This is a genomic window from Rhizobium sp. BK181, assembly GCF_014193305.1.
In the GTDB taxonomy this organism is placed as follows: domain Bacteria; phylum Pseudomonadota; class Alphaproteobacteria; order Rhizobiales; family Rhizobiaceae; genus Rhizobium.
Genome location: NZ_JACHZA010000001.1, coordinates 615,277 through 638,758, shown reverse-complemented (window position 1 = coordinate 638,758; position 23,482 = coordinate 615,277). Strand labels below are relative to the sequence as shown.

General features: G+C 60.8%; 21 protein-coding genes. 12 read left to right on the top strand and 9 right to left on the bottom strand.

The window, feature by feature from the left end; genetic code table 11:
- Positions 1–16: 16 nt before the first annotated feature.
- Positions 17–913: a patatin-like phospholipase family protein gene (locus FHT77_RS03155; RefSeq protein ID WP_183752419.1), complete on the top strand. Its 897-nt coding sequence runs from the start codon at positions 17–19 to the stop codon at positions 911–913.
- 15 nt (positions 914–928) lie between these two features.
- On the opposite strand, the gene FHT77_RS03150 is transcribed toward FHT77_RS03155, so the two are convergent.
- Both FHT77_RS03150 and FHT77_RS03145 read right to left on the bottom strand, forming a co-directional pair.
- The gene (locus FHT77_RS03150; RefSeq protein ID WP_183752417.1) at positions 929–1,078 is read right to left on the bottom strand and encodes a hypothetical protein; all 150 of its coding nucleotides are present in this window, start codon (positions 1,076–1,078) and stop codon (positions 929–931) included.
- A 1,158-nt stretch (positions 1,079–2,236) separates the two neighbouring features.
- Positions 2,237–4,045, bottom strand: coding sequence for a monovalent cation:proton antiporter-2 (CPA2) family protein (locus FHT77_RS03145; protein WP_183752415.1), 1,809 nt, complete (start codon positions 4,043–4,045; stop codon positions 2,237–2,239).
- Between the two features lie 119 nt (positions 4,046–4,164).
- Between FHT77_RS03145 and FHT77_RS03140 the strand changes: the two genes are divergently transcribed.
- The 6 genes from FHT77_RS03140 to lpxK all read left to right on the top strand — a co-directional run bounded on the left by FHT77_RS03140 (position 4,165) and on the right by lpxK (position 9,981).
- Entirely contained in the window at positions 4,165–5,511 is a 1,347-nt protein-coding gene (locus tag FHT77_RS03140; protein ID WP_183752413.1) for a TldD/PmbA family protein, read from the top strand.
- Positions 5,512–5,528: 17 nt separating this feature from the next.
- Entirely contained in the window at positions 5,529–6,338 is an 810-nt protein-coding gene (locus tag FHT77_RS03135; RefSeq protein ID WP_183752411.1) for a 3'(2'),5'-bisphosphate nucleotidase CysQ, read from the top strand.
- Between the two features lie 61 nt (positions 6,339–6,399).
- Positions 6,400–6,645 carry a DUF4170 domain-containing protein gene (locus FHT77_RS03130; protein ID WP_113571286.1) on the top strand — a complete coding sequence of 82 codons (246 nt, stop codon included), beginning with the start codon at positions 6,400–6,402 and terminating at the stop codon, positions 6,643–6,645.
- Positions 6,646–6,786: 141 nt separating this feature from the next.
- On the top strand, positions 6,787–8,106 hold the full coding sequence (gene waaA, locus FHT77_RS03125) for a lipid IV(A) 3-deoxy-D-manno-octulosonic acid transferase (RefSeq protein WP_183752409.1): 1,320 nt from the start codon (positions 6,787–6,789) through the stop codon (positions 8,104–8,106).
- Positions 8,107–8,120: 14 nt separating this feature from the next.
- Positions 8,121–8,834: an HAD family hydrolase gene (locus FHT77_RS03120; RefSeq protein ID WP_183752407.1), complete on the top strand. Its 714-nt coding sequence runs from the start codon at positions 8,121–8,123 to the stop codon at positions 8,832–8,834.
- Positions 8,835–8,940: 106 nt separating this feature from the next.
- Positions 8,941–9,981: a tetraacyldisaccharide 4'-kinase gene (gene lpxK / locus FHT77_RS03115; RefSeq protein WP_183752405.1), complete on the top strand. Its 1,041-nt coding sequence runs from the start codon at positions 8,941–8,943 to the stop codon at positions 9,979–9,981.
- Between the two features lie 43 nt (positions 9,982–10,024).
- On the opposite strand, the gene FHT77_RS03110 is transcribed toward lpxK, so the two are convergent.
- A complete protein-coding gene (locus FHT77_RS03110; protein WP_007530431.1) occupies positions 10,025–10,255 on the bottom strand; it encodes a DUF2093 domain-containing protein in 231 nt (76 codons plus the stop codon).
- A 69-nt stretch (positions 10,256–10,324) separates the two neighbouring features.
- Complete coding sequence (gene mutL, locus FHT77_RS03105) at positions 10,325–12,139, bottom strand: DNA mismatch repair endonuclease MutL (protein WP_183752402.1); 1,815 nt, start codon at positions 12,137–12,139, stop codon at positions 10,325–10,327.
- Between the two features lie 177 nt (positions 12,140–12,316).
- On the opposite strand from mutL, the gene FHT77_RS03100 reads away from it, so the two are divergent.
- Both FHT77_RS03100 and FHT77_RS03095 read left to right on the top strand, forming a co-directional pair.
- Positions 12,317–14,038 carry a response regulator gene (locus FHT77_RS03100; RefSeq protein WP_183752400.1) on the top strand — a complete coding sequence of 574 codons (1,722 nt, stop codon included), beginning with the start codon at positions 12,317–12,319 and terminating at the stop codon, positions 14,036–14,038.
- A 176-nt stretch (positions 14,039–14,214) separates the two neighbouring features.
- Positions 14,215–15,516 carry a putative bifunctional diguanylate cyclase/phosphodiesterase gene (locus tag FHT77_RS03095; RefSeq protein ID WP_246712550.1) on the top strand — a complete coding sequence of 434 codons (1,302 nt, stop codon included), beginning with the start codon at positions 14,215–14,217 and terminating at the stop codon, positions 15,514–15,516.
- Between the two features lie 59 nt (positions 15,517–15,575).
- Here FHT77_RS03095 and FHT77_RS03090 read toward each other — a convergent pair whose 3' ends face one another.
- From FHT77_RS03090 to FHT77_RS03070, 5 genes are all read right to left on the bottom strand, one after another.
- Positions 15,576–16,193 (bottom strand): PRC-barrel domain-containing protein, encoded by a 618-nt coding sequence (locus tag FHT77_RS03090; protein WP_183752396.1) that lies wholly within the window; start codon positions 16,191–16,193, stop codon positions 15,576–15,578.
- A 252-nt stretch (positions 16,194–16,445) separates the two neighbouring features.
- The gene (locus FHT77_RS03085; RefSeq protein WP_183752394.1) at positions 16,446–17,333 is read right to left on the bottom strand and encodes an SMP-30/gluconolactonase/LRE family protein; all 888 of its coding nucleotides are present in this window, start codon (positions 17,331–17,333) and stop codon (positions 16,446–16,448) included.
- Between the two features lie 5 nt (positions 17,334–17,338).
- Entirely contained in the window at positions 17,339–17,971 is a 633-nt protein-coding gene (locus FHT77_RS03080) for a 2-dehydro-3-deoxy-6-phosphogalactonate aldolase (protein WP_183752391.1), read from the bottom strand.
- Positions 17,972–17,986: 15 nt separating this feature from the next.
- Entirely contained in the window at positions 17,987–18,904 is a 918-nt protein-coding gene (locus FHT77_RS03075) for a 2-dehydro-3-deoxygalactonokinase (protein WP_183752389.1), read from the bottom strand.
- A complete protein-coding gene (locus tag FHT77_RS03070) occupies positions 18,904–19,665 on the bottom strand; it encodes an SDR family oxidoreductase (protein ID WP_210280798.1) in 762 nt (253 codons plus the stop codon). The genes FHT77_RS03075 and FHT77_RS03070 overlap by 1 nt, the downstream gene beginning before the upstream one ends.
- A 112-nt stretch (positions 19,666–19,777) precedes the next feature.
- Here FHT77_RS03070 and FHT77_RS03065 point away from each other — a divergent pair, with 112 nt between their 5' ends.
- The 3 genes from FHT77_RS03065 (at position 19,778) to apbC (ending at position 23,163) form a co-directional block, all read left to right on the top strand.
- Complete coding sequence (locus FHT77_RS03065; RefSeq protein ID WP_183752385.1) at positions 19,778–20,572, top strand: IclR family transcriptional regulator; 795 nt, start codon at positions 19,778–19,780, stop codon at positions 20,570–20,572.
- Between the two features lie 198 nt (positions 20,573–20,770).
- Positions 20,771–21,502, top strand: a complete 732-nt coding sequence (locus FHT77_RS03060) for a helix-turn-helix transcriptional regulator (protein ID WP_183752383.1) — start codon at positions 20,771–20,773, stop codon at positions 21,500–21,502.
- A 506-nt stretch (positions 21,503–22,008) separates the two neighbouring features.
- The gene (gene apbC, locus FHT77_RS03055) at positions 22,009–23,163 is read left to right on the top strand and encodes an iron-sulfur cluster carrier protein ApbC (protein ID WP_183752381.1); all 1,155 of its coding nucleotides are present in this window, start codon (positions 22,009–22,011) and stop codon (positions 23,161–23,163) included.
- Positions 23,164–23,482: the final 319 nt, after the last annotated feature.

The following is a 23,482-nucleotide window of genomic DNA, read 5'->3' as shown; positions in this document are numbered from 1 at the left end:
GACATTGGGGGCAGCGGTGCAGCAGGTAGAGAAGATCGAAACCGAGTTGCCTGCCCCGACCGACGCCTCCAGCCGTTCGACACCCACAGTTGCGGTTGCCTTCGGCGGTGGTGGCGCGCGCGGCCTGTCTCACATCCACGTCATCGAAACCCTGGATGAGCTCGGCATTCGCCCCGTGGCGATTGCCGGCTCCTCGATCGGCTCGATCATGGGCGCTGGCATGGCGGCTGGCATGACCGGCGAAGCCATCCGCGAACATGTCATGATGACGGTCGGCAACAAGGCCGCTGTCGTCAGTCGCCTATGGGGCCTGCGCCCGCAGACGGTGCGCGATGCGGTCGCCAATGGCGTGCGCATCGGCCAGTTCAATCTCGAGCGTATCCTGAAAGCCTTCCTCCCCGCCGACCTCCCGGAACGTTTCGAGGATCTGCCGGTGCCGATGACGGTGACGGCAACCGATTATTACGGTCAGTGCGAGGTATTGACGAGCCACGGCGCGCTGTTTCCGGCGCTGGCGGCTTCCTCGGCAATCCCCGCGGTCTTCATGCCGGTGAGGCTGCACGGACGGGTGATGATCGACGGGGGGATCAGCAACCCCGTCCCCTATGAATGCCTGATGGATCGCGCCGACATCGTCATCGGCATCGACGTCGTCGGTGCCCCGGAGGGCGATGGCACCCACATTCCGAACCGCATGGAGAGCATCTTCGGCTCCGGTCAGCTGATGATGCAGACCGCCATTTCTTTGAAACTGCGCCTGCAGGCACCGCACATCTTCTTGCGCCCCGCCGTCGGGCGCATCGGCGTGATGGACTTCCTCAAGGCGCGCGAAGTCCTGTCGATGTCGGTCGGCATCAAGGACGAACTGAAATATGCGCTCGATCGGGAGATCGAAGCGCGGATCGCCCCTTAGAGGCTTTGCCTAGGACTAATAGCCGTTGATGCCGGCGCCACGAACCGGGCCGATCCCGGCAGGGGTTGCGTAGGTGGTGTTCCCTGCGCCCGAACCGGTGGTTGCGCATCCGGAAAGGGTAAAGAGCGTGATGGCCACAGCGGCCAAAAGATAGCGTAGAGGCATGGCATTGTCCTCTCATCGGAGACTGCGCGGGCCTCAGGGGCCGAGACCGGATACTCCCTCAAATCTACGGCAATCGCAACGGGTAGCTAAGTGCGTAGGTTCGAGGCTCTGCCCGGGTTGATCGCCGGATGCATCCTCGCGTGCCCGGGCTACGGCTCACAGGAGCGACGAGCTCAAGGCAACAGGCAAGTCCACATTCGCTCAGGCAGTTCGTCGTACATATGCAAAAACACGGATCCTCGCCTATCCTCTTTCCAACAGGCGAGTACAGGTTCACCATGTCATGGCGGTCCGAGCCCGGAACTAGCACCGATTTATTTGGGATCGAAGGTTTCGGCGGTCAGGCTTTGTAGGATCCCCAATTTTGGAGAGTTCTCATGATCCACTTGTACAAGCCAATAGCAGCTTTCGCTTTTCTCTTGCTCGCCGTAATCAGTTCATCATGCACTACCGGTGGCCCGGGGGCCCGCTCGCTGAACGAACCATTGAACCCCGCCTGCGCAGAGGGCTTCCAGCCCAGAGGAGGCGGCTCATGCGACTTCTAAGATCCGAGGTCGATGAAATATCGCCCGCCGCCAGGCGAACTGACGAAACCCGTAGGGGATATGCCGCCTGATCGGCGGCATCAATGAGCCTTCGGGCGGTCAAGTTCTCGACCTCGCGAAACAAACGAGAGTGGCGTTTCAGTAGGACCTACGGAGGAGGCGACGGAGGCCGAAGATAGCGGTAGCCGGTCAAGGGTGGGCAAAGCCCTTGTCAGCTTGGCGGCGACCAGGCTTCCCGTACCTCACTTCTTCTTTAGGGCGCTTTGGCTGTCCTTGACCTGAGAGCCTAGAGTGGGCGGGGCGCTTTTATCAGCCGCCTTGTCCTTCTTGGGCTTCCTGGCTTCCTTGTTGCTTCGTACCTGACCCTTAGCCATTGCGTAGTGCCCTCGTGAAAACCGATCTAGCTGCCTTTCGCCGCTGAATAGCAAGAGAAATCGGGAATTCGTTCCGCTGGCCTCGATGAGGGCCGCCTCCGGCGATTTAGCCTCGGGAAATAAATGGGAGTGGCATTGGACTATGGGCCGCTGCACTCTCTGCCGATGATCCCTTGCTTGCCTATCGGCTTCTTTCATCGTTGGAGCCATAAGAAAGTTTCAATTCAACCCTGAGCGCCCTAAGCGTCGGCCGTCACCTCTGCCGTGCCTGCCAGCGGGTCCTCGTCGAAGCTTGCGGCGCGCTTTGGCTTCATGAGCGGCTCCGGTTTGACCGGCTGAGAGAACAGCATGTCGCGGCCGGCCTGCAGGCCTTCCGTGACCTGGAGCACCAGGCGGGCTTCGTCGCGCTTGCGGATATCCTCGCCGATTTCATAGGCTTCGGCTTCTCCGATACCCAATGCCTCGAGCGTGCGCCTGCCGAACAGCAGACCGGATTCCAGCGTTTCGCGCAGTTCATAATCGACATTGAGATTGCGCAGCGCGATCGAGTGAATGCGGTCGTAGGAGCGCACGAAGAGCTTGGCATGCGGATAGTCCGCCTGTACCAGCTCGACGATCTTGTCGGTAACTTCGCGCTTCTGCGTACAGACGACGACGATCTTGGCACGGTCGATGCCGGACGCGCGAAGTACATCCTTGCGGGTGCCGTCGCCGAAGTAGATCCGGAAGCCGAAGGATGAGGCCTGCCGGATGCGATCGGCCGAGAAATCGATGACAGTCACGTCGCGTCCGCCCGCAAGCAGGATCTGGGCGGCGATCTGCCCGAAACGCGAAAAGCCGACCATCAGCACATCGGCACCGGCGCCTTCGAAATCTTCGTCGAGCTGTTCCTCCACTTTGCCGGAGAGGAGACGCTTGGCCAGCATCGTGCCGATCGGGGTGAGCGCCATCGACAGGGTGACTATCGCGATCAGCAGCGAGGCGGTGCTTGTCGGCATCAGGCCGGCAATGCCGGCGGCGGTAAACAGCACGAAGCCGAACTCGCCACCCTGCGGCAGCAGGAAAGCGATCCTGATAGCGTCGTCATGCGGCGAGCCGGTTGCGCGGCAGAGGACATAGATGACGAGCGCCTTCGCGGCCATGATGACCGGCACGGCGACGATGATGAAAAGAGCGTTGTCTTTGAGCACCTCGAGCTCGATCGAAAGACCAACGGCGATGAAGAAGATAGCGAGCAAGACGCCGCGGAAGGGCTCAATATCGGCTTCCAGTTCGTGCCGATAGGAGGATTCCGCCAGCATCACGCCGGAAAGGAAGGCGCCCATCGCCATCGACAGTCCGGCAAGCTGCATCAGGCTCGCCGACCCCATCACCACGAAGAGGGCGGCGGCGATCATCGCCTCGCGGGCCCCGGTGCGGGCGATGATCTGGAAGAGCGGCGTGAGCAGGTAGCGTCCCATGACGATCATCGCGGCGACCGCCCCAATGGCGACTGCGAAGTCGAGCAGCGGCGTGCCGCTGCCCTTGCCGCCATCGAGAATGCTGATCAGGGCAAGCAGCGGCACGATCGCAAGATCCTGGAACAGCAGCATCGAGAAGGAACGCTGCCCGTAACGAGTATTCACGTCGCCTTCGTCCTCGAGGATCTGCATCGCAAATGCAGTGGAGGAGAGGGCAAGCCCGAAACCCGCAACGATGCTGCCGCGCCAATCCAGCACTCCGGAAAGATAGGTCAGGAGCGTCAGCACCAGACCGGTCGCCACAACCTGCGCGGTTCCGAGCCCGAAAATATCGCGCCGCATCTGCCAGAGGCGCGAGGGCTTCAGCTCAAGCCCGATGATGAACAGGAGGAAGACGACGCCGAGCTCGGCTACGTTCAGGATCTCTTCGCCGTCCGTCAACCCATGAAAGATCGGGCCGATCACCACGCCGGCGGCCAGGTAGCCGAGCACCGTTCCCAATCCGAGTCGCTTGAAGATAGGCGCTGAAACAACGGCGCCACCAAGCAGCAGGATCGTCTCGGTGAAAAGAGTATTGGGCTCTGACATCAGGCGGGTCTCTTTCAAATGCGGGGAGGCATGCAGGCGACGGGCAAAAGAATCGATGCGCGCGGCCTTGATGCTTTTGGTAGTGCACAATAAATGGAACGCGAAGGAAAGGCCAAATCATGTCCTCAGAAATCGACTCCTCGACGCTTCTTTCCCGCGCAAGCCAATTGATCGACCTAGCAAAAAAAGCTGGGGCCGACGCTGCTGATGCGGTGGTCGTGCGCTCTCGTTCGCAATCGGTCAGCGTGCGCCTCGGCAAGGTCGAGGGCACAGAGTCGTCGGAAAGCGACGACTTCGCGTTGCGCGTCTTCATCGGCAAGCGCGTTGCCAGCGTCTCCGCAAATCCGGGCTTCGATCTGACTGCTCTCGCCGAACGTGCGGTGGCGATGGCCAAGGTGTCACCGGAAGATCCCTTCGCCTGCCTGGCTGATGAAGGCAAGCTGGCGAAATCCTATCCGGACCTCGAGCTTCTCGATACAACCGAGGTGTCTTCCGACCAACTTCGCGAGGCTGCGCTCGAGGCGGAGGCCGCGGCGCTTGCCGTCAAGGGAGTCACCAATTCGTCGGGTGCCGGTGCTTCGGCCGGGATGGGCGGTCTCGTGCTCGTCACCTCCCACGGTTTCGAGGGCAGCTACATGGGCTCGCGCTTCGGCCGCTCCGTCAGCGTCATTGCTGGCGAAGGCACGGGCATGGAGCGCGACTACGATTTCGATAGCCGAATCTATTTCGGCGAGCTGGATGATGCCTCTGAAATCGGCCGCAGGGCAGGCGAGCGAACCGTCAAGCGCGTCAACCCGCGGCAGGTGGATACCGGCAAGGACATCACCGTCGTTTTTGATCCCCGCGTCGCCCGCGGCTTCGTCGGGCACATCGCCGGGGCGATCAATGGCGCTTCCGTTGCGCGCAAGACCAGCTTTCTGCGCGACAAGATGGGCCAGCAGGTCTTGAAGTCGGGGCTCACGATTTCCGATGATCCGCTGATCGTCCGCGGCCCGTCGTCCCGACCCTTCGATGGCGAGGGCATCTCCGGCGAGCGGCTCTTGATGATCGAGGACGGCATCCTCAAGCACTGGTTTCTCTCGACCTCGACCGGCCGCGAGATCGGCATGGAGACCAACGGGCGCGGCGTGCGTGGCGGAAATTCTGTGACGCCATCGGCGACGAATCTTGCGCTCGAGCCGGGCGACATCTCGCCGGAAGATCTGATCCGCAGCGTTGGCAATGGCTTCTATGTGACTGAGCTGATCGGTCAGGGCGTCAACATGATAACCGGCGAATATAGCCGCGGGGCGACCGGCTTCTGGATCGAGAATGGCGAGCTGACCTTTGCCGTCTCCGAAGTGACGATCGCTTCGAACCTGAAGGACATGTTCATGCGGGTGACACCTGCAAATGACATCGACCGCAAGTACAGTGTCGCCGCTCCGACGCTTGCGATCGAAGGAATGACGCTCGCCGGGCGCTGATGGATTGGATTGCCGACATGACTGACGTGGACACAGCCCTCTGGCGGAGCGATCTGGAATTGATCGCCGATGCCGCCAGGCAAGCCGGTCGTGTCGCACTTGGCTATTTCAATCAATCGCCTGAAGTCTGGTGGAAGAACGAGGGGCGATCACCCGTCAGTGCTGCCGACTTCGCCGCCAACCAAAAGCTTGAATCGCTTCTCCGCGTTGCTAGGCCCGACTATGGTTGGCTGTCCGAAGAGACCGACGACGACGCCGAGCGCCTGTCGAGGGAGACACTGTTCATTATTGATCCGATCGACGGCACGCGCGCGTTCTTGGCCGGCCTGGATCTATGGTGCGTCAGTGTCGCGGTGGTGCGCCACGGGCGGCCCGTTGCCGGCGTTCTCTACGCTCCCGCCTTGGACGAGCTTTACGAGGCTATCGCAGGCGGCGTGGCTTTGAAGAACGGCAGGCCGATCACGGTATCGACAGCAAGCGTCGATACGCCCGGGCGCTTTGCCATCGCCGAAGATGTCCTGGCGACGTTCCCCGAGCGCCTCAAGCATCGCATTGAGCGCGTCAAGTACGTACCGTCGCTGGCTTATCGCATTGCCATGGTTGCAGAAGGTCGGATTGAAGGCACCTTCATCAAACACAATTCGCACGATTGGGATCTCGCCGCGGCCGACTTGATACTCGAGCGCGCCGGCGGCCACCTGGTCGATCTCCACGGCGGCGCACCGCTCTATAACCGGACGAGAGTCAGCCACGACGAACTTTGTGCCGCAGCCGCGCCGCGGCTCGCCGACCTCCTGACCGGGATTGGTGAACGACGAGGCAGTTGACGTTTCCGTCAAAATCCCTCAGATGATGCGGCGGAGGAGATTAGAGCAGAAAGAGAAGAAAATGACGGAATCCGGCGGCAAAAAGCAGCTCTTGCATCTCGTATTCGGCGGCGAACTGGAAAGCTTGGACGATGTTCAGTTCAGGGACCTGAAGGACCTCGATATCGTCGGCATTTTTCCGGACTATGCCACGGCCCTGACGGCCTGGAAGGCAAAGGCGCAGTCGACTGTGGATAACGCGCATATGCGCTATTTCATCGTCCACATGCATCGCTTGCTCGACCCGGAAAGCAAGTCCGCGCAGTAACCCTCCCGCGGTCGCGGTCCAAAGGCCGCGAACCGACCGACTGCTGCCTGACGCATTCTGGACAAACTGATCGGCCATTGCGGCCGCAACAATAATTGGGAATGGGTTTATGTCGATCATTTGTGATCGGAGAATTGGCAGATGAGCGGTCGCATGGCGCGATTTGCGCTGGGCGCCTATCAGGCAACGGGAACGTTACTGACACCGTTCGTCGGCGGATACCTTGCCTATCGGGCGGCGAAGGGCAAGGAAGATCGTGCGCGCCGTTTGGAACGCACTGGCTATGCCAGTGCCGACCGTCCGGCTGGACCGCTGGTCTGGTTCCATGCTGCGAGCGTCGGCGAAACCAATGCCGTCATCCCGCTGATCCGCGAAATTCGCCGTCGCGACATTCACGTCATTCTGACGACGGGGACGATGACCTCCGCCAAGCTTGCCGCGGAGCGTCTTGGTGAAGAGGCGATCCACCAATATGTGCCGCTCGACCTGAAGCCGGCCGTCAGCCGCTTCCTCGAATACTGGCAACCTGACTGCGCGCTGATTGCCGAATCCGAAATCTGGCCGGCGACGATGATGGAACTCGGACGCCGCCGCATTCCGCAGATCCTCGTCAACGCCCGCATGTCCGACCGCTCCTTCGCACGATGGAGCCGGCGTCCGGCGCTTGCCGAGGCTCTGTTTGAGAACCTGGCGCTGGTCATTGCCCAGTCGGATGTCGATGCCGAGCGCTTCCGGGATCTGGGCGCGCGCCACGTCATGATGTCGGGGAACCTCAAGGTGGATACCGACGCTCCGCCTTATGATGCTGCCGTGTTCGCCGGTTACAAGAAGCAGCTCGGCGAACGCAAGACCTGGGCGGCAATCTCCACCTTTGACGGGGAGGAAAAGGCGGCGGGCGTCGTTCATCGTGTTCTCAGAGAACGAAACGGGCAATTGACGATCATCGTCCCGCGCCATCCGGAACGGGCTGACGAGGTCGAAGCCGAGCTCGTCAGCCTTGGCCTCAAGGTGGCCCGCCGGACCCGCGGCGATGCGCTTTCTCCTGACGTCGATGTGTTCCTCGGAGATACCATCGGCGAAATGGGTCTGTACCTGCGCCTGACCGAGGTTGCCTTCGTCGGTCGCTCGTTGTTTGCCGAGGGTGGCCAAAATCCGTTGGAGCCGGCGATGCTGGGCTGCGCGGTCCTGTCCGGCAGCAACGTGCAGAATTTTCGTGAAGCCTATCAGAAGCTGGCGCGCCGTGGCAGCGCACGCATGGTGCGCGATACCGAGATGCTCGCCAAGGGCGTCCACTATTTGCTCACCAACGACGAGGCGCGTCGCAAGATGATCGAGGCCGGGGTCGGCGCCGTGCAAGAAATGCGCGGTGCGCTGACGGCAACGGTCAAAGGCCTGGAGCCCTATATCAATCCGCTGACGGTGAAGGCGAGGCTGCTGCCGAAGGCAGCTGTACAACGCTGAGTGCGGGAGCGGACATGAAGGCGATCAAGGGAATCCTCTTCGACAAGGATGGTACGCTGCTGGACTACGACGAGAGCTGGCTGCCGGTGAATCGCGAGCTGGCACGGATCGCCGCAGAAGGCGATGTCGAACTGGCCGACCGGCTGCTTCTGGCCTGTGGTATGGATCCAGTTACGGGCCACATTGTTCCCGATAGCCTGCTCGCGGCCGGCAACACGCGCCAGATCTCGGAAGGACTGATCGCGGCCGGCTCGAAGCTCGACGTGATCGAGCTGACGATCAAGTTGGATGAGCTCTTTTCTCATGCCGCCGAGTTTTCCGTTGCGGTCACCGATCTCGCAGCCTTCTTCAGTCGCCTGCATTCCCGTGGCTTTCGGCTCGGCGTTGCCTCGAGCGACAACGAGCGCTCGATCAGACAGACCGCCCTGCGCTTTGGCTTTGTGCCCTTCATCGACTATGTGGCCGGATACGACAGCGGCTTCGGCACCAAGCCGGAGCCGGGGATGGTCCTTGGTTTCTGTGCCGCGACGGGCCTCGATCCCTCTGAAGTCGCCGTTGTCGGCGACAACAACCACGACCTGCACATGGGCCGCAACGCCAAGGCCGGCATCACCGTGGCCGTGCTGACCGGTACCGGATCGCGAGAATCGCTAGCCGCCGCATCCGACTACTGCCTGAACGACATCACCGAGCTGGAGCGGCTGCTGCCCGACCTTCAGCTTGCCTGATTGACCAAGGGCTTGCTTTTTCTTGAAAATTGCCCTCTCTTTTCGCCCGGTTAAGGACAAGATCCGCCAGCATGATGCTCGGCGTCCAAAGGGCAGGACGGGAAGAATGGTATCCGAAGCGCCGCCGTTTTGGTGGTCGAAAGCCGATTGGCGTGCCTGGACGCTCTATCCGATTTCCTTTCTGTATGGGCGTATCGCTGGCTATCGCATGGCCAATGCGAAGCGCACCTCGGTCCCGGTGCCGGTTATCTGCGTCGGTAATTTCACCGTTGGGGGTGCCGGCAAGACGCCGACGGCACTGACGATCGCCCGTGCGGCAAAGGCAAAGGGCCTGAAGCCCGGCTTCCTCAGCCGTGGCTATGGCGGCTCGCTTGATGTCACGACGGTTGTCGATCCGGCCCATCACCGTGCGCTTGCCGTCGGTGACGAGCCTCTGCTCCTCGCCCGCGAAGCCTTGACGGTGATTTCCCGGCGCCGCGTCGAAGGTGCCCAGCGCCTTGTCAAGGAAGGTGTCGACCTGATCATCATGGATGATGGCTTCCAGAGCGCACGGTTGGCGATCGACTACGCGCTGTTGGTCATCGATGCCACGCGCGGCCTAGGCAACGGTCATACCGTTCCGGGCGGTCCCGTGCGCGCTCCCATCCGTCAACAACTGCGCTATGCCACCGCGCTTTTGAAGGTCGGCGCCGGAGAGGCAGCCGACAACATTGTCCGGATCGCTGCACGCGCTGCCAAGCCCTATTTCACCGCTTCGCTGAAAGTGTGCGATAGCACCGAACTGTCCGGCCGGAACGTACTGGCCTTTGCGGGGATTGCTGACCCGTCGAAATTCTTCCGCACGGTCGAATCTGTCGGCGCGCACGTCGCGGTTCGCCGCTCGTTTGGTGATCATGAGCATCTGACTGATGACGAGGTCGACGACATCCTCTCGACGGCAGAGCGCGAAGGTCTTCAGATCGTCACGACGTCCAAGGATTTCGTCCGTCTCGCCGGACATCATGGCAAAGCAGAGGAGCTTGCCGCCAAATGCCGGGTGATCGAGGTGGAAATGGCCTTTGCGGATGCGCTGGCACCGGGGCTCATAATCGACCGCGCGATCAACACCTGTAGAGACCGGCGCCTAAAGGAAGGCCGCAAGGCCTAAGAGGCGCGGCAGGCGCGACCGCGGTCGCGTGTTGCGCCTGCGGTTAACGCTTCTGGTTGGGCAAAACGCCAGCACGCTTGTCTGCCTCCAGCGAAGCCACGGCATCGGCGTATGGCTCCTGGCGCGCAACACTCCAGTAGCGCAACTCATCGAGCGGGATTTGTTTGCCGGTAATCGCGCAGACAACATAGGATCCCGGCGACAGGATCTGAAAATCCGCATCGAGATAGCGTATTTGCGCTTCGCGGTTTCCATTTCCTTCGAACAAGTTCATGCGCTCCGTTTCCTTACAGGCTGTAACAGGCCCTGCCATAACGCGCCGCCGCGGCCATTTCCAGCTTTTTCAACTGCGGCCGAACAATCGCTCGATATCCGAGAGCTTGAGCTCGATATAGGTCGGACGTCCATGATTGCACTGCCCGGAGCCGGGTGTGACTTCCATCTGGCGCAATAGTGCGTTCATTTCCTCCGGGCGCAATCGACGTCCGGAACGCACGGATCCATGGCAGGCCATCGTCGCGGCCACATATTCGAGCTTCGCCGACAGACCGGACGCGGTATCCCATTCGGCTATCTCGTCAGCCAACTGCCGCACAAGTCCCACGGCGTCCACCTCGCCGAGCATGGCGGGCGTTTCGCGCACGGCGATGGCTCCGGGGCCGAAGCGTTCTATCGCCAATCCGAGTTCGCCGAACTCCGTCGCAAACTGCATCAGCCGATCGCAATCCTCTTCGGGCAGATCGACGATTTCGGGGATGAGGAGAACCTGCGAGGCAAGCCGCTTTGAGTGCAGCGCCTTGCGCATCGCCTCGAACACCAACCGTTCATGCGCCGCGTGCTGATCGACGATGACGAGGCCGTCATCCGTCTGCGCCACGATGTAGTTTTCGTGGATCTGCGCCCGGGCGGCACCCAGCGGATAGCGCAGCGGTGGTTCCTCCGGCGCGACCAGCGTTCTCGCGGTCGGCGCGGTGTCGCTGCGTGCCGTTGGCGTCACGAGGCCGTCGAAGGAAGCCTGCGGACGTTCGCCGAAGGCGCTGGTCGCGGGCTGATAGAAGGGGCGCGAGGGCGATGTCGCCGCCGACCAGGGCTGTTGCGGCCGCTGCGCGCCCGGCTGGAAGCCGGGCCGGAAAGAGCGCAGCATCCCGTCCGCACCGGTCGTCGCTGCACGGCTACCGTCGCGCGCCAGCGCTTCGCGCACGGCGCCGACGATCAGGCCGCGCACCAGTTGCGGGTCGCGAAAGCGCACGTCTGATTTTGCGGGATGCACGTTGACATCGACAAGTGCTGGATCAAGCCGGATCGACAACACCGCAACAGGATACCGGCCCGTGGGGATCGTTTCGGCATAGGCGCCGCGGATCGCGGACAGGATGAGCTTGTCCTGCACCGGACGCCCGTTGACGAAGGCGTATTGATGGGCCGAGTTGCCGCGGTTGAAGGTCGGCACACCGGTGAAGCCGGTGAGCGATATGCCTTCGCGCTCGGCGTCGATTTCTATGGCGTTGTCGCGGAAGTCCTTGCCGAGGATCTGTGCCATGCGCGCCAGATGGTCATCACCTGTCGCCGGTAATTCCAACGTCGTGCGGTCCGTTCCGGAAAGCACGAAGCGCACGCCCGGAAAGGCGATTGCCATACGCTTGACGACCTCAGTGATCGCCGCAGCCTCGGCCTTTTCGGTCTTCAGGAATTTCAGGCGGGCCGGCGTCGCAAAGAAGAGATCGCGAACCTCGACGATCGTGCCCGGATTGCCAGGCGATGGACGCAGATACGCGACCTTGCCACCTTCAATGGCAATCTCGTTGCCGCCGGCACTGTCCCGCCGCCGGCTGGAAATGCTGAGCCGGGCGACCGAGCCGATCGATGGCAGCGCCTCGCCGCGAAAACCGAGGGTACGGATGTCGTCAAGCGTATCGGAGATCTTGGAGGTGCAATGCCGCCGCACGGCAAGCTCAAGGTCGGCAACATCCATGCCGGAGCCATTGTCCGAAACCCGCAACAGGCCCTTGCCGCCGCCCGACGTTGCCACCTCGATGCGCGTGGCGCCTGCGTCGAGGGCGTTCTCGATCAACTCCTTGGCAGCGCTCGCCGGCCGCTCGATGACCTCGCCGGCGGCGATTTGGTTGATGAGTGTTTCTGAAAGCTGTCTGATGGCCATGCGCCTATTCTCTTGGATTCGCGGCACAGAGGGAAGGGTGAAAGCGCTGGCCGGATGCTGTTCTGCACGCTCCAATTCGGGCTGCTTAACGTTAAGCGCGCCTTAAGACAAAGCTGCCATTTTGCAACTTGCTTCCGAGGAGTGGGTTTCAATCGGACAGATGTGGGACGCGTAAGAATGAGTGCCGGCTCCGAAAAGGCGGACGCATCATCCGTGAGTAACGAAATGCCGGCTGATATCAGCCTGCAGACGGCTCTGTTTGACGCGGTTTGCGAGAGCCTCGGCGCGGCTTTCATCGTCTACGACAAGACCGACCAAATGATCTTCGCGAGCCGTCAGGTGCTCGATTTCTTTCCGGTATCGGCGGCCGTGCTGAAGCCGGGAACGCGGTTGCGAGACTTCCTGGGTGCGATCTACGACACCGGTATCCGTACGCAGTCGAGCGGCAAGCAGGGATCGCTGAGCCGTGAGGACTGGTTGTCCCAGAAGATCGCCTCGCACTGGCGCGAGCGGTTCGAGGCCGTTGAGCGGCACGGCACGGACCGCTGGATTCGGTTCGGCAAGCGGCGCCTTGCAAGCGGCTACGGCGTCTGCGTTATCCAGGACATCTCCGAAGACAAGAAGCGGGAGGAACAGTGGCGCTCCGATCTCGAGCGTGTGCAGCTGACCGAGGATATTCTCGACAACCTGCCGTTTCCGCTCTTCGTCAAGGACCGCAATCTCAACTACGTCGCGGTCAACATCGCATTCTGCGAAAAGTATCAGACGACGGTCGACGAGGTGCTCGGTCGCAAGAGCAGCGACCTGTTCTCCGAGGAGGTCGCCCAGCGTTTCGAAGAAAGCGACCGCCATGTTCTGGACACCGGTGAAATGTCGATTTCCCGCCAGCGGCAGGTCTCGCGCGACGGCGTGGAACGCGACATCGTTACGCGCAAGCACCGCATCGGCAAGCCGGGGCGCTATTTCCTCGTCTCGACCATGCAGGACCTGCCGCGAGACGGCGCCGATCTCGATGAGTTCAGGTTCGCATCGAGCGTCATGACATCGAGCAAGAATTCCTATCGACGCGCCTATGTTCCGATGAATGGCAGCGGCGAGCGGCGCGAACCGGCGGCCATGGAAGCGATCGTTCCGGAGAACTTCTCCGGCCGCAAGATCCTGGTGGTGACGTCGGATGTCGTGGCTGAAGCCGCAGCCTTGCGCACGCTTGCGAAATACGGCTTCGAGGCGTGCTCGGTGCGTGGCGAGGACGAACAGGAGCACTTCTTGGAAATCGCGAGCTCGTCCGGCATCTCGCTCGACCTGCTGGTGATCGACAACCAGCTGGGGATGCGTTGTCTGGAGCTCGCCGAACAGTATGGCATTCCGGTGCTCGTCATGGACGGCTTCCAGCTCGCCAACGAGCTCACCTTCCAGATCGCCCGGCATTTCAATCGCAGCAATCGCGGCCAGCTCGCCGAAGGCATCGACACCGATTGGGAGTTCACTACCGTCGAGGAAGTAAATGCGCTTGACGTGCTCGTTGCGGAAGACAACGACATCAACCAGATCGTCTTTTCGCAGATCCTCGAGGGTCTCGGCTACCGCTACCTGATTGCCCCAAGCGGCGACGAGGCGGTTCGCCTGTGGACCGAGCACCGGCCGAAAATCATCCTGATGGACATCTCGCTGCCGGGCTTCAACGGTTTCGAGGCGGCGCGGCTGATCCGTCAGACAGAAGAAGGCGGCAGTTCGAGAACGCCGATCGTCGGTGTTCTTACCCAGGCTTTCGAGCGCGACCGCGCCGAATGTGCAAAGGCCGGGATGGACGACGTGATCATGAAGCCGGTAAGCCCCGACATTCTTCAGGGGATCTTTCAGAAGTATCTTGCCGAGGATGTGCGGCAGGTCGCCATCTGACGACAAAGCTCGTCAACTCCCTAAATGTGGGGACGGAACACGGTTTCAATGCGGCCGTTCCACTATCGAATTCTTAAGACTTGCCCGCCATCCTTCCAGCGTGTGTAGTCTGGGTCTGAGTGATGATGTCGGCTGAAATGCCTCTGGTGCCCGTAAGTCAGAATGAGCTTCAGACCATGGCCTATACCGACCCGCTGACCGGGCTCGGTAACCGCTACCGTATGCGTGATCGGGTTGCCCAGATTTCTGCGGAACGCGCCAGCGATCCCGCGCCCTTCACGATCGGCATCGCGAACCTCGATTCCTTCAAGCCGATCAACGATCTCTTCGGCGCATCGGCGGGCGACGAAATTCTCTGCCAGGTCGCCCATCGGCTGAAAGCCTGCATTCCCGATGGCGCGCTGGTCACGCGTCACGACGGCGACGAATTTGCCTTTGTGCTGCCGCTGGTGTTCGAGCGGGCCAGCGCCGAGAAATTCGGCCAGATGATCCGCGAGGTGCTGTCGGCACCCTATGATCTCGGCGACCGCAATGTTCGGCTTTCGGCATCCTTCGGCTTTGCGATTTACCCCTTTGCCGGCGAGGAGTTCGAGGAGTTGCTGAAGAGCGCAGAGACGGCGCTTTATCGCTCCAAGCGCCGCGGCCGTGGCCAGATCACCGTCTATTCCCGCGAGATCGTCCAGGAAATGAAGCGCGCGACGCAGTTGGAGCAGGCGCTGCGCAATGCCATCATCTCCGACGCGATCGATGTGCATTTTCAGCCGATCGTTGCGCTCTCCAACAGCCAGGTCGTCGGCTTTGAAGCCTTGGCGCGCTGGAACGATCCTGATCTGGGCTTCGTATCGCCAGGCGTCTTCGTTCCGCTCGCGGAAGAACGCGGTTTCATCGACGCACTATCAGAGGCATTGCTGCGCAAGGCCGCGGAAGCCGCCCTTTCCTGGCCACGCGAACTCTTCCTCTCCTTCAACCTTTCCTCTGCGCAGCTGATGGATCCGGGCACGAGCAGCAGCGTCCTGTCGATCCTTGGCCGGGTTGGTTTCGATCCGCACCGGCTGGAACTGGAGATCACCGAGACCGCCGTGATGGGCTCAGCCGATACGGCAAACCGCATTATCGCCGACCTGCGCCAGGCCGGCGTCCGCATTTCGTTGGATGATTTCGGAACCGGCCAGTCGAGCCTTGGTCGCCTGCGCGACTTCATGTTCGACAAGATCAAGATCGATCGCGCCTTCGTCTCGCGCATCAATTCCGACCGTGCATCCGAGCACATCATCAAGGCGATCCTTGCCATGTGCGAGGGTCTCGACCTTGAAGTGGTCGCCGAAGGGATCGAGGACTATTCGGAAGCCGTCAAGTTGCGTTCGCTTGGTTGCGGCATGGGCCAGGGCTATCACTTCGGCAAGCCGGCCGACAGTATCGCGACGCTCCGCTTCCTGCACGAAAACTATTACGATACGGCTGATCGCGTCAGCGCCTGAAACGCCGATGGCGCCCCGTCGGACGCCATCGGTTACGCTGTACTCACTGCGCAGTATTCTTACTTGTTCGTTGTCGAGCCCGTGGCCGTGGTGTCCGTTGCACCCGGGGCCGGAGCCTTCTCCGCGGACTGCATCTGCAGCGTCTTGAATTCAGGAGCCGCCTTCAGCGATTCCGCCGTTTCGGAGGTCGTCAGCTTGACGCTACCGTCCTGCGTGTTTTGAGCGACCGTGATCTTATCCATCGGAACGGCCACATTCTTCTCGCCGATACCAAGGAAGCCGCCGACGCCAATGATTGCGGCAACCAGACCGCCGTCCTTCTTCATGATGAGGTCGTTGACGTTACCGATGCTCTCGTTTTGACCGTTATAGACCGACTGGCCGATATAGGTGTTGGCGCTAATCTGGTCGGCGGCCTGCTCGGTCAGGTACCCGCCGCCCGCTTGCGCAGTGTCGGTCGTGGCGGCCGGTGCTGGCGCCTGAGCCGCGTCACCTGCCGGCGCCGGAGCTGTGACATCCGGGACCTTCGGCGGAGCAGTCGGATCGCTCGGCGCTGCCTGCGTTGTCGGGGCGCTCGGATCAGCCGGCTGGGTCGAGCTCTGCGAGAATGCCGCCGGTGCGAAAGCCGTGGCAAACAAGGCACCAGCGGCAACGGTTGTGAGGAGTTTGCGTGTCATTTCGAACCTACCTTTTCAGTTCAAATAGTGATCTCTAGCCCGTGTCCCGCCAGCTTGCGCAGGCGGTGGCCACCGGCCGGCTCCCTTTTGAAATGAATGGCATTTCTATTGGTTCCCGAAAAAAATCGCGCAAAAATTGCTAATTTTGCGGAACTTTTAGCGAAAATGCTACAGGCATCTCAGCGATCAAATGAATCGAAAACAAAAAGGGCGCCCGCGGAGGACGCCCTGGTGACTTCGACGCGTGTCGCGTTACATCGCGTAAGCGGGGTCAAAAATCCCCTTCACCGTGACCTCTAGCTCGAGCAGCGAACCGGCCTGCGGTTGCATGGACCGCGCGTCGTCATCCAGTCCCTCCCATGCCGTCGTGACGGCAAGCCGATCCCCATTCTTCCCGATGAAAGCGGGACAGGAGGGCTGGGCGGCGGGTACCTTGTAGCGGGAGATGCGCAGTCCATCCGGGCTGTATCGATCAACGGCGCCCGCACCCCACCGCGCATTCCAAATGTATCCGTCGGCGTCGACGACCGAACCGTCGAGTCCACCCGGCTCATCCATAGTATCCACCAGCACAATCGGCTCCCCGGTCGGCAGACCCGTCTGCGGATCAACCATCACCCTCATCAGGCGGCTGAGGCGCGTGTCGGTGAAGTAGCCAATCGTGCCGTCCGGCGAAAAGCAGATTGAATTCGGAATGCTGATGCCGTCGAAGATCCTGGTCACGCGACCACCGGCCACGTGATAGATGGCGCCTGCACGGTTTTCCGCTCGCTTGCTCATCGTGCCGATCCATAATGCACCGGAAGGATGTGTACGGCCGTCGTTCGAGCGGTTTTCCGGATTGTCGTTTTCGAGGGCCGCATAAAAGGTGAGATTGCCGCTCTTGGTATCACGAATGAAAAGACCCTGTTCGGTGGCCAGCAACTGCCGCCCAGCATCTATGCGAGCGAGCACGCTCGCCATCATCGGCAGTGCGTGCACTTTCTTCTCCTCGGTGGAGAGGTTCAGTTCGTGCAACTCCTTGCCAATGATATTGAACCACCAGACCGTGTTCGTGTCCGGGTCGTAGGTGGGGCCTTCACCCAGCACGGAGTTGGTGCTGCAAAGGGTCTTGCCTGCGAACTCGTGAATTTCCGTCATACGCCTTAAGCTCCTACCGCTGCGTCATAGGCGTAAATGGTCGCCTTCGCACGCTCGGCAACCTCCGCCGCGGTCATTCCGGGCTTGTAGAGGCTGGTGCCGAGGCCGAACGCATGAATGCCAGCCTTGGTGTACTCGGAGAAATTCTTGTCTGAAACGCCGCCAACGGCCGCGATCACCAGCTCCGGCGGCAGAATTGCGCGAATCGCCGTGATGCCGGCAGGGCCGAGCACGCTCGCGGGGAAGAATTTCAAGCCAGTCGCGCCTGCACGGGCTGCCGCCAGCGCTTCCGTCGGCGTGAAGACACCCGGCATGGTGACCATCCCATAATTTCGGGCAAGGATGATCACTTCGGGCTCAACGTTCGGGGTGACAAGCAGCTTGCCACCGGCGGAATGAAGGCTGTCGACGGCCTCGGTCGTCAGCACGGTGCCGGCGCCGATCAGGCAATCGGCCGGCGCCATCTTCGCTGCGATCTCGATCGACTTGAAGGGTTCCGGCGAGTTCAGCGGGATCTCGATGGCGGTCAACCCGTTTTCGATCAGCGCGCCGACCACGCTTTCGGTTTCTTCGGGTTTGATGCCGCGTAGAATGGCGATCAGTGGACGCTTCATCGTGGGGAAGGGGATACGGTTCATTGCTTTGGTGCTTTCTTAATTCGGCCAAATGGCTTTGGCGGCGGCAGCAAGGCCGCCACGGACAGCCGTATCAGCGTCAATGGTCTTATAGGACAGAGATAGTGCCTTGAAGGCCGCTTCATAAAGGCCTTGCAGCCGGCCTGCGGCGACGAGCGTGATGTTGACGCCGGCTCCCGCATTTGTCATGGCGCCGGCGATTTCCAGCCCGATCAGCGTTCCGGAGATCTTGGCCTGTGCTGCGGCAGCGCTCAAACCATGCAGCAGCTGGCCGGAGCGCGCCGTAAAGAAGAGGTTGGTCGCCGTTGCCGGCTGCTCATAGGCAGCCTTGATCGCTCTTTCGAAGGCGACCTCGTCTGCCGGCGACTGATCGGCCCCGGCGACGGCGTGCGACAGGATCGTGTGCTTGGAGATCGCGTCGAAAAGCTCACCGGTCATGAAGCTGGAGAAGCTGGTAACCCGCCCATCCCTTACGTGGACCCACTTTGAATGCGTGCCCGGCATGCACACTGCCTGTGATCCGGTGCTTGCCGGACCAAGCGCGCCGAGAAGCTGCGTTTCCTCTCCGCGCATGACGTCGGGCCTTGCCTGATCTCTCTGGGCAAGCCCTGGAAGGATACGGACATCACGGCGTTGGCCGGGCACAGCGACTGCGCCCGTCAGAATTGAGGACAATGATGTGGGGACGTCGATATAGCCCGCCTCGACCCATCCCTGCTTTGCACCTGCCATGCCGCAGATGATGACCGGAAGATTTTCCGGCGCACTCACCTTGGCCAGATGCGAGGCCAGAACCTCGGCAAACCCGGTTTTTGCAGCAGTCGTCATGCCCTCATTGCTGCGGCTTTCGCCCAGGATGCTGCCATCCTTGGCGATCAGCCAGAGCCGAAAACTGCTTGTTCCCCAATCCACCGCGACATAAGCGGGATCCGTCATCAGAAAATGCCTCCATCGACAATAAGAGATTGTGCGCTGATTGCTGCCGCGCAGCTTGACGCCAGAAACAGGCACGGTCCGACGATCGCGTCGGCGTGCAGAACCTTCTTGATGCACTGGCGATGCACCGTCCGCGCAATGCCTTCCTCGGTGAGCCAGAGTTTCATCTGACGATCCGTCACGATCATGCCCGGCAGAATGCAATTGACGCGGATGTTGTCAGGCCCGAGCTTGCCGGCCAGGCTCTTTGTCAGCCCGATCACGCCGGCTTTCGCCGTCGAATAGGCGGGAAATTCCGGCATGTTGAGCAGAAAAGCAATCGACGACATGTTGATGACCGCACCGCCGCCTGCTTCGCGCATCGAGGGCGCAACGGCCTGGGTCGTGAAGAAGACATGGCGCAGGTTGGTCGCCTGGTTGTCGTCCCAGTATTCCTCGGTCACGGCCTCGAAATCGTGCCGGTCGTCGCGCGCGGCATTGTTGACGAGAACGCTGATTGGGCCGGAGTGAGCGACGACCTCATCGACCGTCCTGCGGATCTCAGCAACGTCACGCAAATCCGCCTTGTGGAAGCGAACTGGGTGAAGGGTGTCGTGCGACAGCCGTTCGACGAGGTCATGGCTTTCCGCCTCGGCGACGTCAATGAACGAAACCTTGGCCCCTTGCCGGGCGAACCCCTCGACAATCGCTGCCCCGATGCCGGACCCGCCTCCGGTAATCAGCACGCTTCGATCCCTGAATTCAGGAAACTGCGCAAGCATAGCCGTCACTACGTCCTCCCGACGCTATTCTGTTCTGTTATTTGGAACTTAATTTGACTATGTGGAATTATCCGACTAGCTTGGCCTCTCTGTCAAGGTATTTGGGGCAACGATGAGTGCGGCAAAAGAGAATGGGCTCGGGCGGCGCGACACCGGCACCCTTGGCAAGCTGATGGTCCTTCTCGACGTGGTGACCCATGCCGACGGTCCCATGCGCTTCACGGACATATTGGCGCTTTCAGATCAGCCGCGCGGCACGCTTCATCGTCAGCTAAGCCATCTCGTCGAAGAAGGTCTTCTTGAGATCGATGCCGACGGCCGCTACTCATCTGGCTTGCGGCTTTTGGATCTCGCCTCTCGCAGCTGGGCGCGCAACGAGTTTCGCCTCATAGCCGAGCCTCACCTCAGGGCCCTCCAGGATCTGACGGGCGAAACGGTTCATCTTGGTGTGCTTCGCGGCAGCTCGATCATCTACCTCGACAAGTTCGAAGGCCAGCAGCCTGTCAGAATGTACTCGCAGATTGGCAACACCTCGCCGGTTTACTGTACAGGTGTCGGCAAGGCAGCCCTGTCGATATTGCCGAGAGAGCGGGTTGCGGCACTGGTGGCCGACCTTGCCTTCCACCAGTTCACCGCAAATACGCATACGGCGGACACTCTCCTTGCCGAGATCGAGGAAATACGCAAGCAAGGTCATGCCTTCGACCGTGAGGAGCACGAAGTCGGCATTCGCTGTGTCGCCGCCCCTATCTGGTCCGAAAACCTGTCGCTTGTCGGTGGTGTATCGGTAACCGGGCCGGCCTATCGGCTTACGATGGAAAGGCTTTCGGAATGGGCGGCCCCGATCCGGAAGACGGCAGAACAGATCAGAGAAGCCATGCGCATTGGACTTGGTCCACGCCGCTAAACCTTACTCAATGTCGCCCAATACAAGGTTGAAGCTTAAAATATTGTGATTTTCTGACGAATCATCACAATTTACGCTCGTCAATCCCCCGTCTTGGGGTGTATGTGCTGGGTTAATCGTTAATCGGCGATGCAAACTTAGCGACGACGACGAGACGACATCCATCAGACATTCCATCTATTCGAGTTGAATAAATAAATGAATCCATCGCAGCCAGGATCTTCCGTGGACGTCCACGTTAGCGAGATCGCCGGACTGAAAACGCAGTTCGATATTTTCCGCTTCATGAAGAAAGTGACGGAAGCCTATCGAGCGCGGGCCTTCATGGTCTTCAACATTCCCTCCGTGACAGCCGTCAATCTGCAGAACAGTACAGTCATCTCGAGTTGGCCAGTGGAATTGCTGGCGGCTTACGACCATGAGGGGCTGGTGGCCAATAGTCCGGTCATGAAGCGGCTGCGGACCTCGACCACGCCGTTCTTCAACGACGTGTCGCAGGCAAAGCTGGAAAGGCCCGATGGCAAGGCAGGGATCGTCAAGGCCCTCTTTGAACGTTTCCGCATGATGCGTTGTGCCTACTTCCCGGCGCATGAGCCCTCTGGCAGCCGGGGTGCTGTATCGTTTTCGGGCGACCGTGAGGCATTCAGCGCGGAGGAAATGCGCGAACTCCACTATATTTCCATCCACGTCTTCGACCGATTGGCGGAAATTCGCAGCCACGACAACAGGGTCACGGAAACCCTGACTGACAGAGAGATTGACTGCCTGAACTGGACTGCCGCCGGCAAGACCAGTGTCGAGATTGCGGAAATCCTCACGCTGTCCGAGCACACGGTGAACCACTATCTCAACCGTGCGACCAAGAAGCTCGATACTGTGAACCGTACGCAGGCCGTCGCCAAGGCATTGCGGATCGGACTCATAAAGTAGGGTGGGCAAATTCTGGGCTCGCGCGCCTAAAACTTCACCAATGCGCACGACTTTGTCCCCGGTGCACATCGGCTTTCGCGGATGTTTGCCATCTGGCACGTTTTCTGCTTCTTTGTTTGCAGCGGTCCAGAGGGGACCTGGTCACGACGCCGGATAAATGGCGCGACCCGCACACCGTCGGCCGACGCTACTATGTCTGATCTCGGGCTAAGGCGTCGGCGGCGGTTGTTGCTTTTGGGACACGCCGCCGCCCGCAAACCCTAAACCTTCAGCGCCCGATGCACGTTTTGTACTGGCCTTTTGCCGTGCTTGCTCTAGGTGGCAAGGCTTACCTCGGTATCCCGGAAGGCTGTTGTAACCATCAGGGCGAAAGCCCGGCGGACTTGATGGACGCATCGGCCTTCCGGTTGAACTCGCTCCTCATTTGCTGCGTCGACCGCCGATTTTGTTTGGCGAAGACGCGGCGCTCCTCTATCTAGAATGCCAACATAGGCAGTGAGGATGGAATGACCGGCGTCACCAAGGAACAAGTTCTCGAAACGCTGAAGACGGTCCGCGGACCCGATCTCGAACACGATATCGTCGAGCTCGGCATGGTCTCTGATGTCTTCATTTCCGACGGCAAGGTCTATTTCTCCATTACGGTCCCTGCGGAGAACGCCAAGGAGCTGGAGCCTCTTCGTCTCGCCGCCGAACGGGTCATCAAGGAAATGCCGGGTGTCAAGGGAGCCTTGGTTGCGCTGACGGCGGACAAGAAGGCTGGTGCGGGTTCGGCGCCGGTCTCGCGCCCGCAGCCGCAGACTGGACATGAGCATCACGGCCATGCCCACGCGCCGCAACAGCAGCCCCGCGCCGGCAAGCTCGGCGTTCCCGGTATTGGCTCGATCATCGCCGTTGCCTCCGGCAAGGGCGGTGTGGGAAAATCCACGACCGCCGTCAACCTTGCGCTCGGCCTCCAGGCCAATGGCTTGCGGGTCGGCATTCTCGACGCCGATATTTACGGCCCCTCGATGCCGCGCCTGCTCAAGATCTCCGGCCGCCCCACCCAGATCGATGGCCGCATCATCAACCCGATGGAAAATTACGGGCTGAAGGTGATGTCAATGGGCTTCCTCGTCGACGAGGAGACGGCGATGATCTGGCGTGGCCCCATGGTGCAATCGGCGCTGATGCAGATGCTGCGTGAGGTTGCCTGGGGCGAACTAGATGTCCTTGTCGTCGATATGCCGCCGGGCACAGGCGATGCGCAGCTGACGATGGCGCAGCAGGTACCGCTCGCTGGAGCCGTCATCGTGTCGACACCCCAGGATCTTGCGCTCGTCGATGCTCGCAAGGGATTGAACATGTTCAAGAAGGTCGAGGTTCCCGTGCTCGGCATGGTCGAGAACATGAGCTATTTCATCGCCCCCGACACGGGCACGCGTTACGATATCTTTGGTCATGGCGGCGCTCGCAAGGAAGCTGAACGCATCGGCGTGCCTTTCCTCGGCGAAGTGCCGTTGACGATGAACATTCGCGAGACCTCCGACGCCGGAACGCCGCTGGTTGCAACGGAGCCCAACGGCATCGTCGCCGGCATCTATCGAGAGATCGCCGCCAAGGTCTGGCAGCAGCTCGACGTGCAGCCGCAGAAGGCCGCGCCGGCCATCATTTTCGAGTGAATGCTTCGCCGCCGCTAGACTCCCAATTGCGGAGGAAATGTGGTCAAACGGCGCAGTGAACGTAAGATGTCTTGATTCTTTCGCAGCTTTCCGTCATATGGCGCGCCGTCGCCATGAGGGCGGCGTGTTGCGAATGCTCGATGATGGCCGGTGGGACTGGCCGCCTGCATATTCGGAGTTATCTTGGTCGAAGGATTGGTGACTGCGATGCGGTTGAGCACGTTGCATATCTCGGCGGTCGCCGGATGTGCCGGGAGTCATATGAACTTTCTTCAATCGCTTTCGTTACAATCTGGAACTTGTACCCCACGCGCTCTCG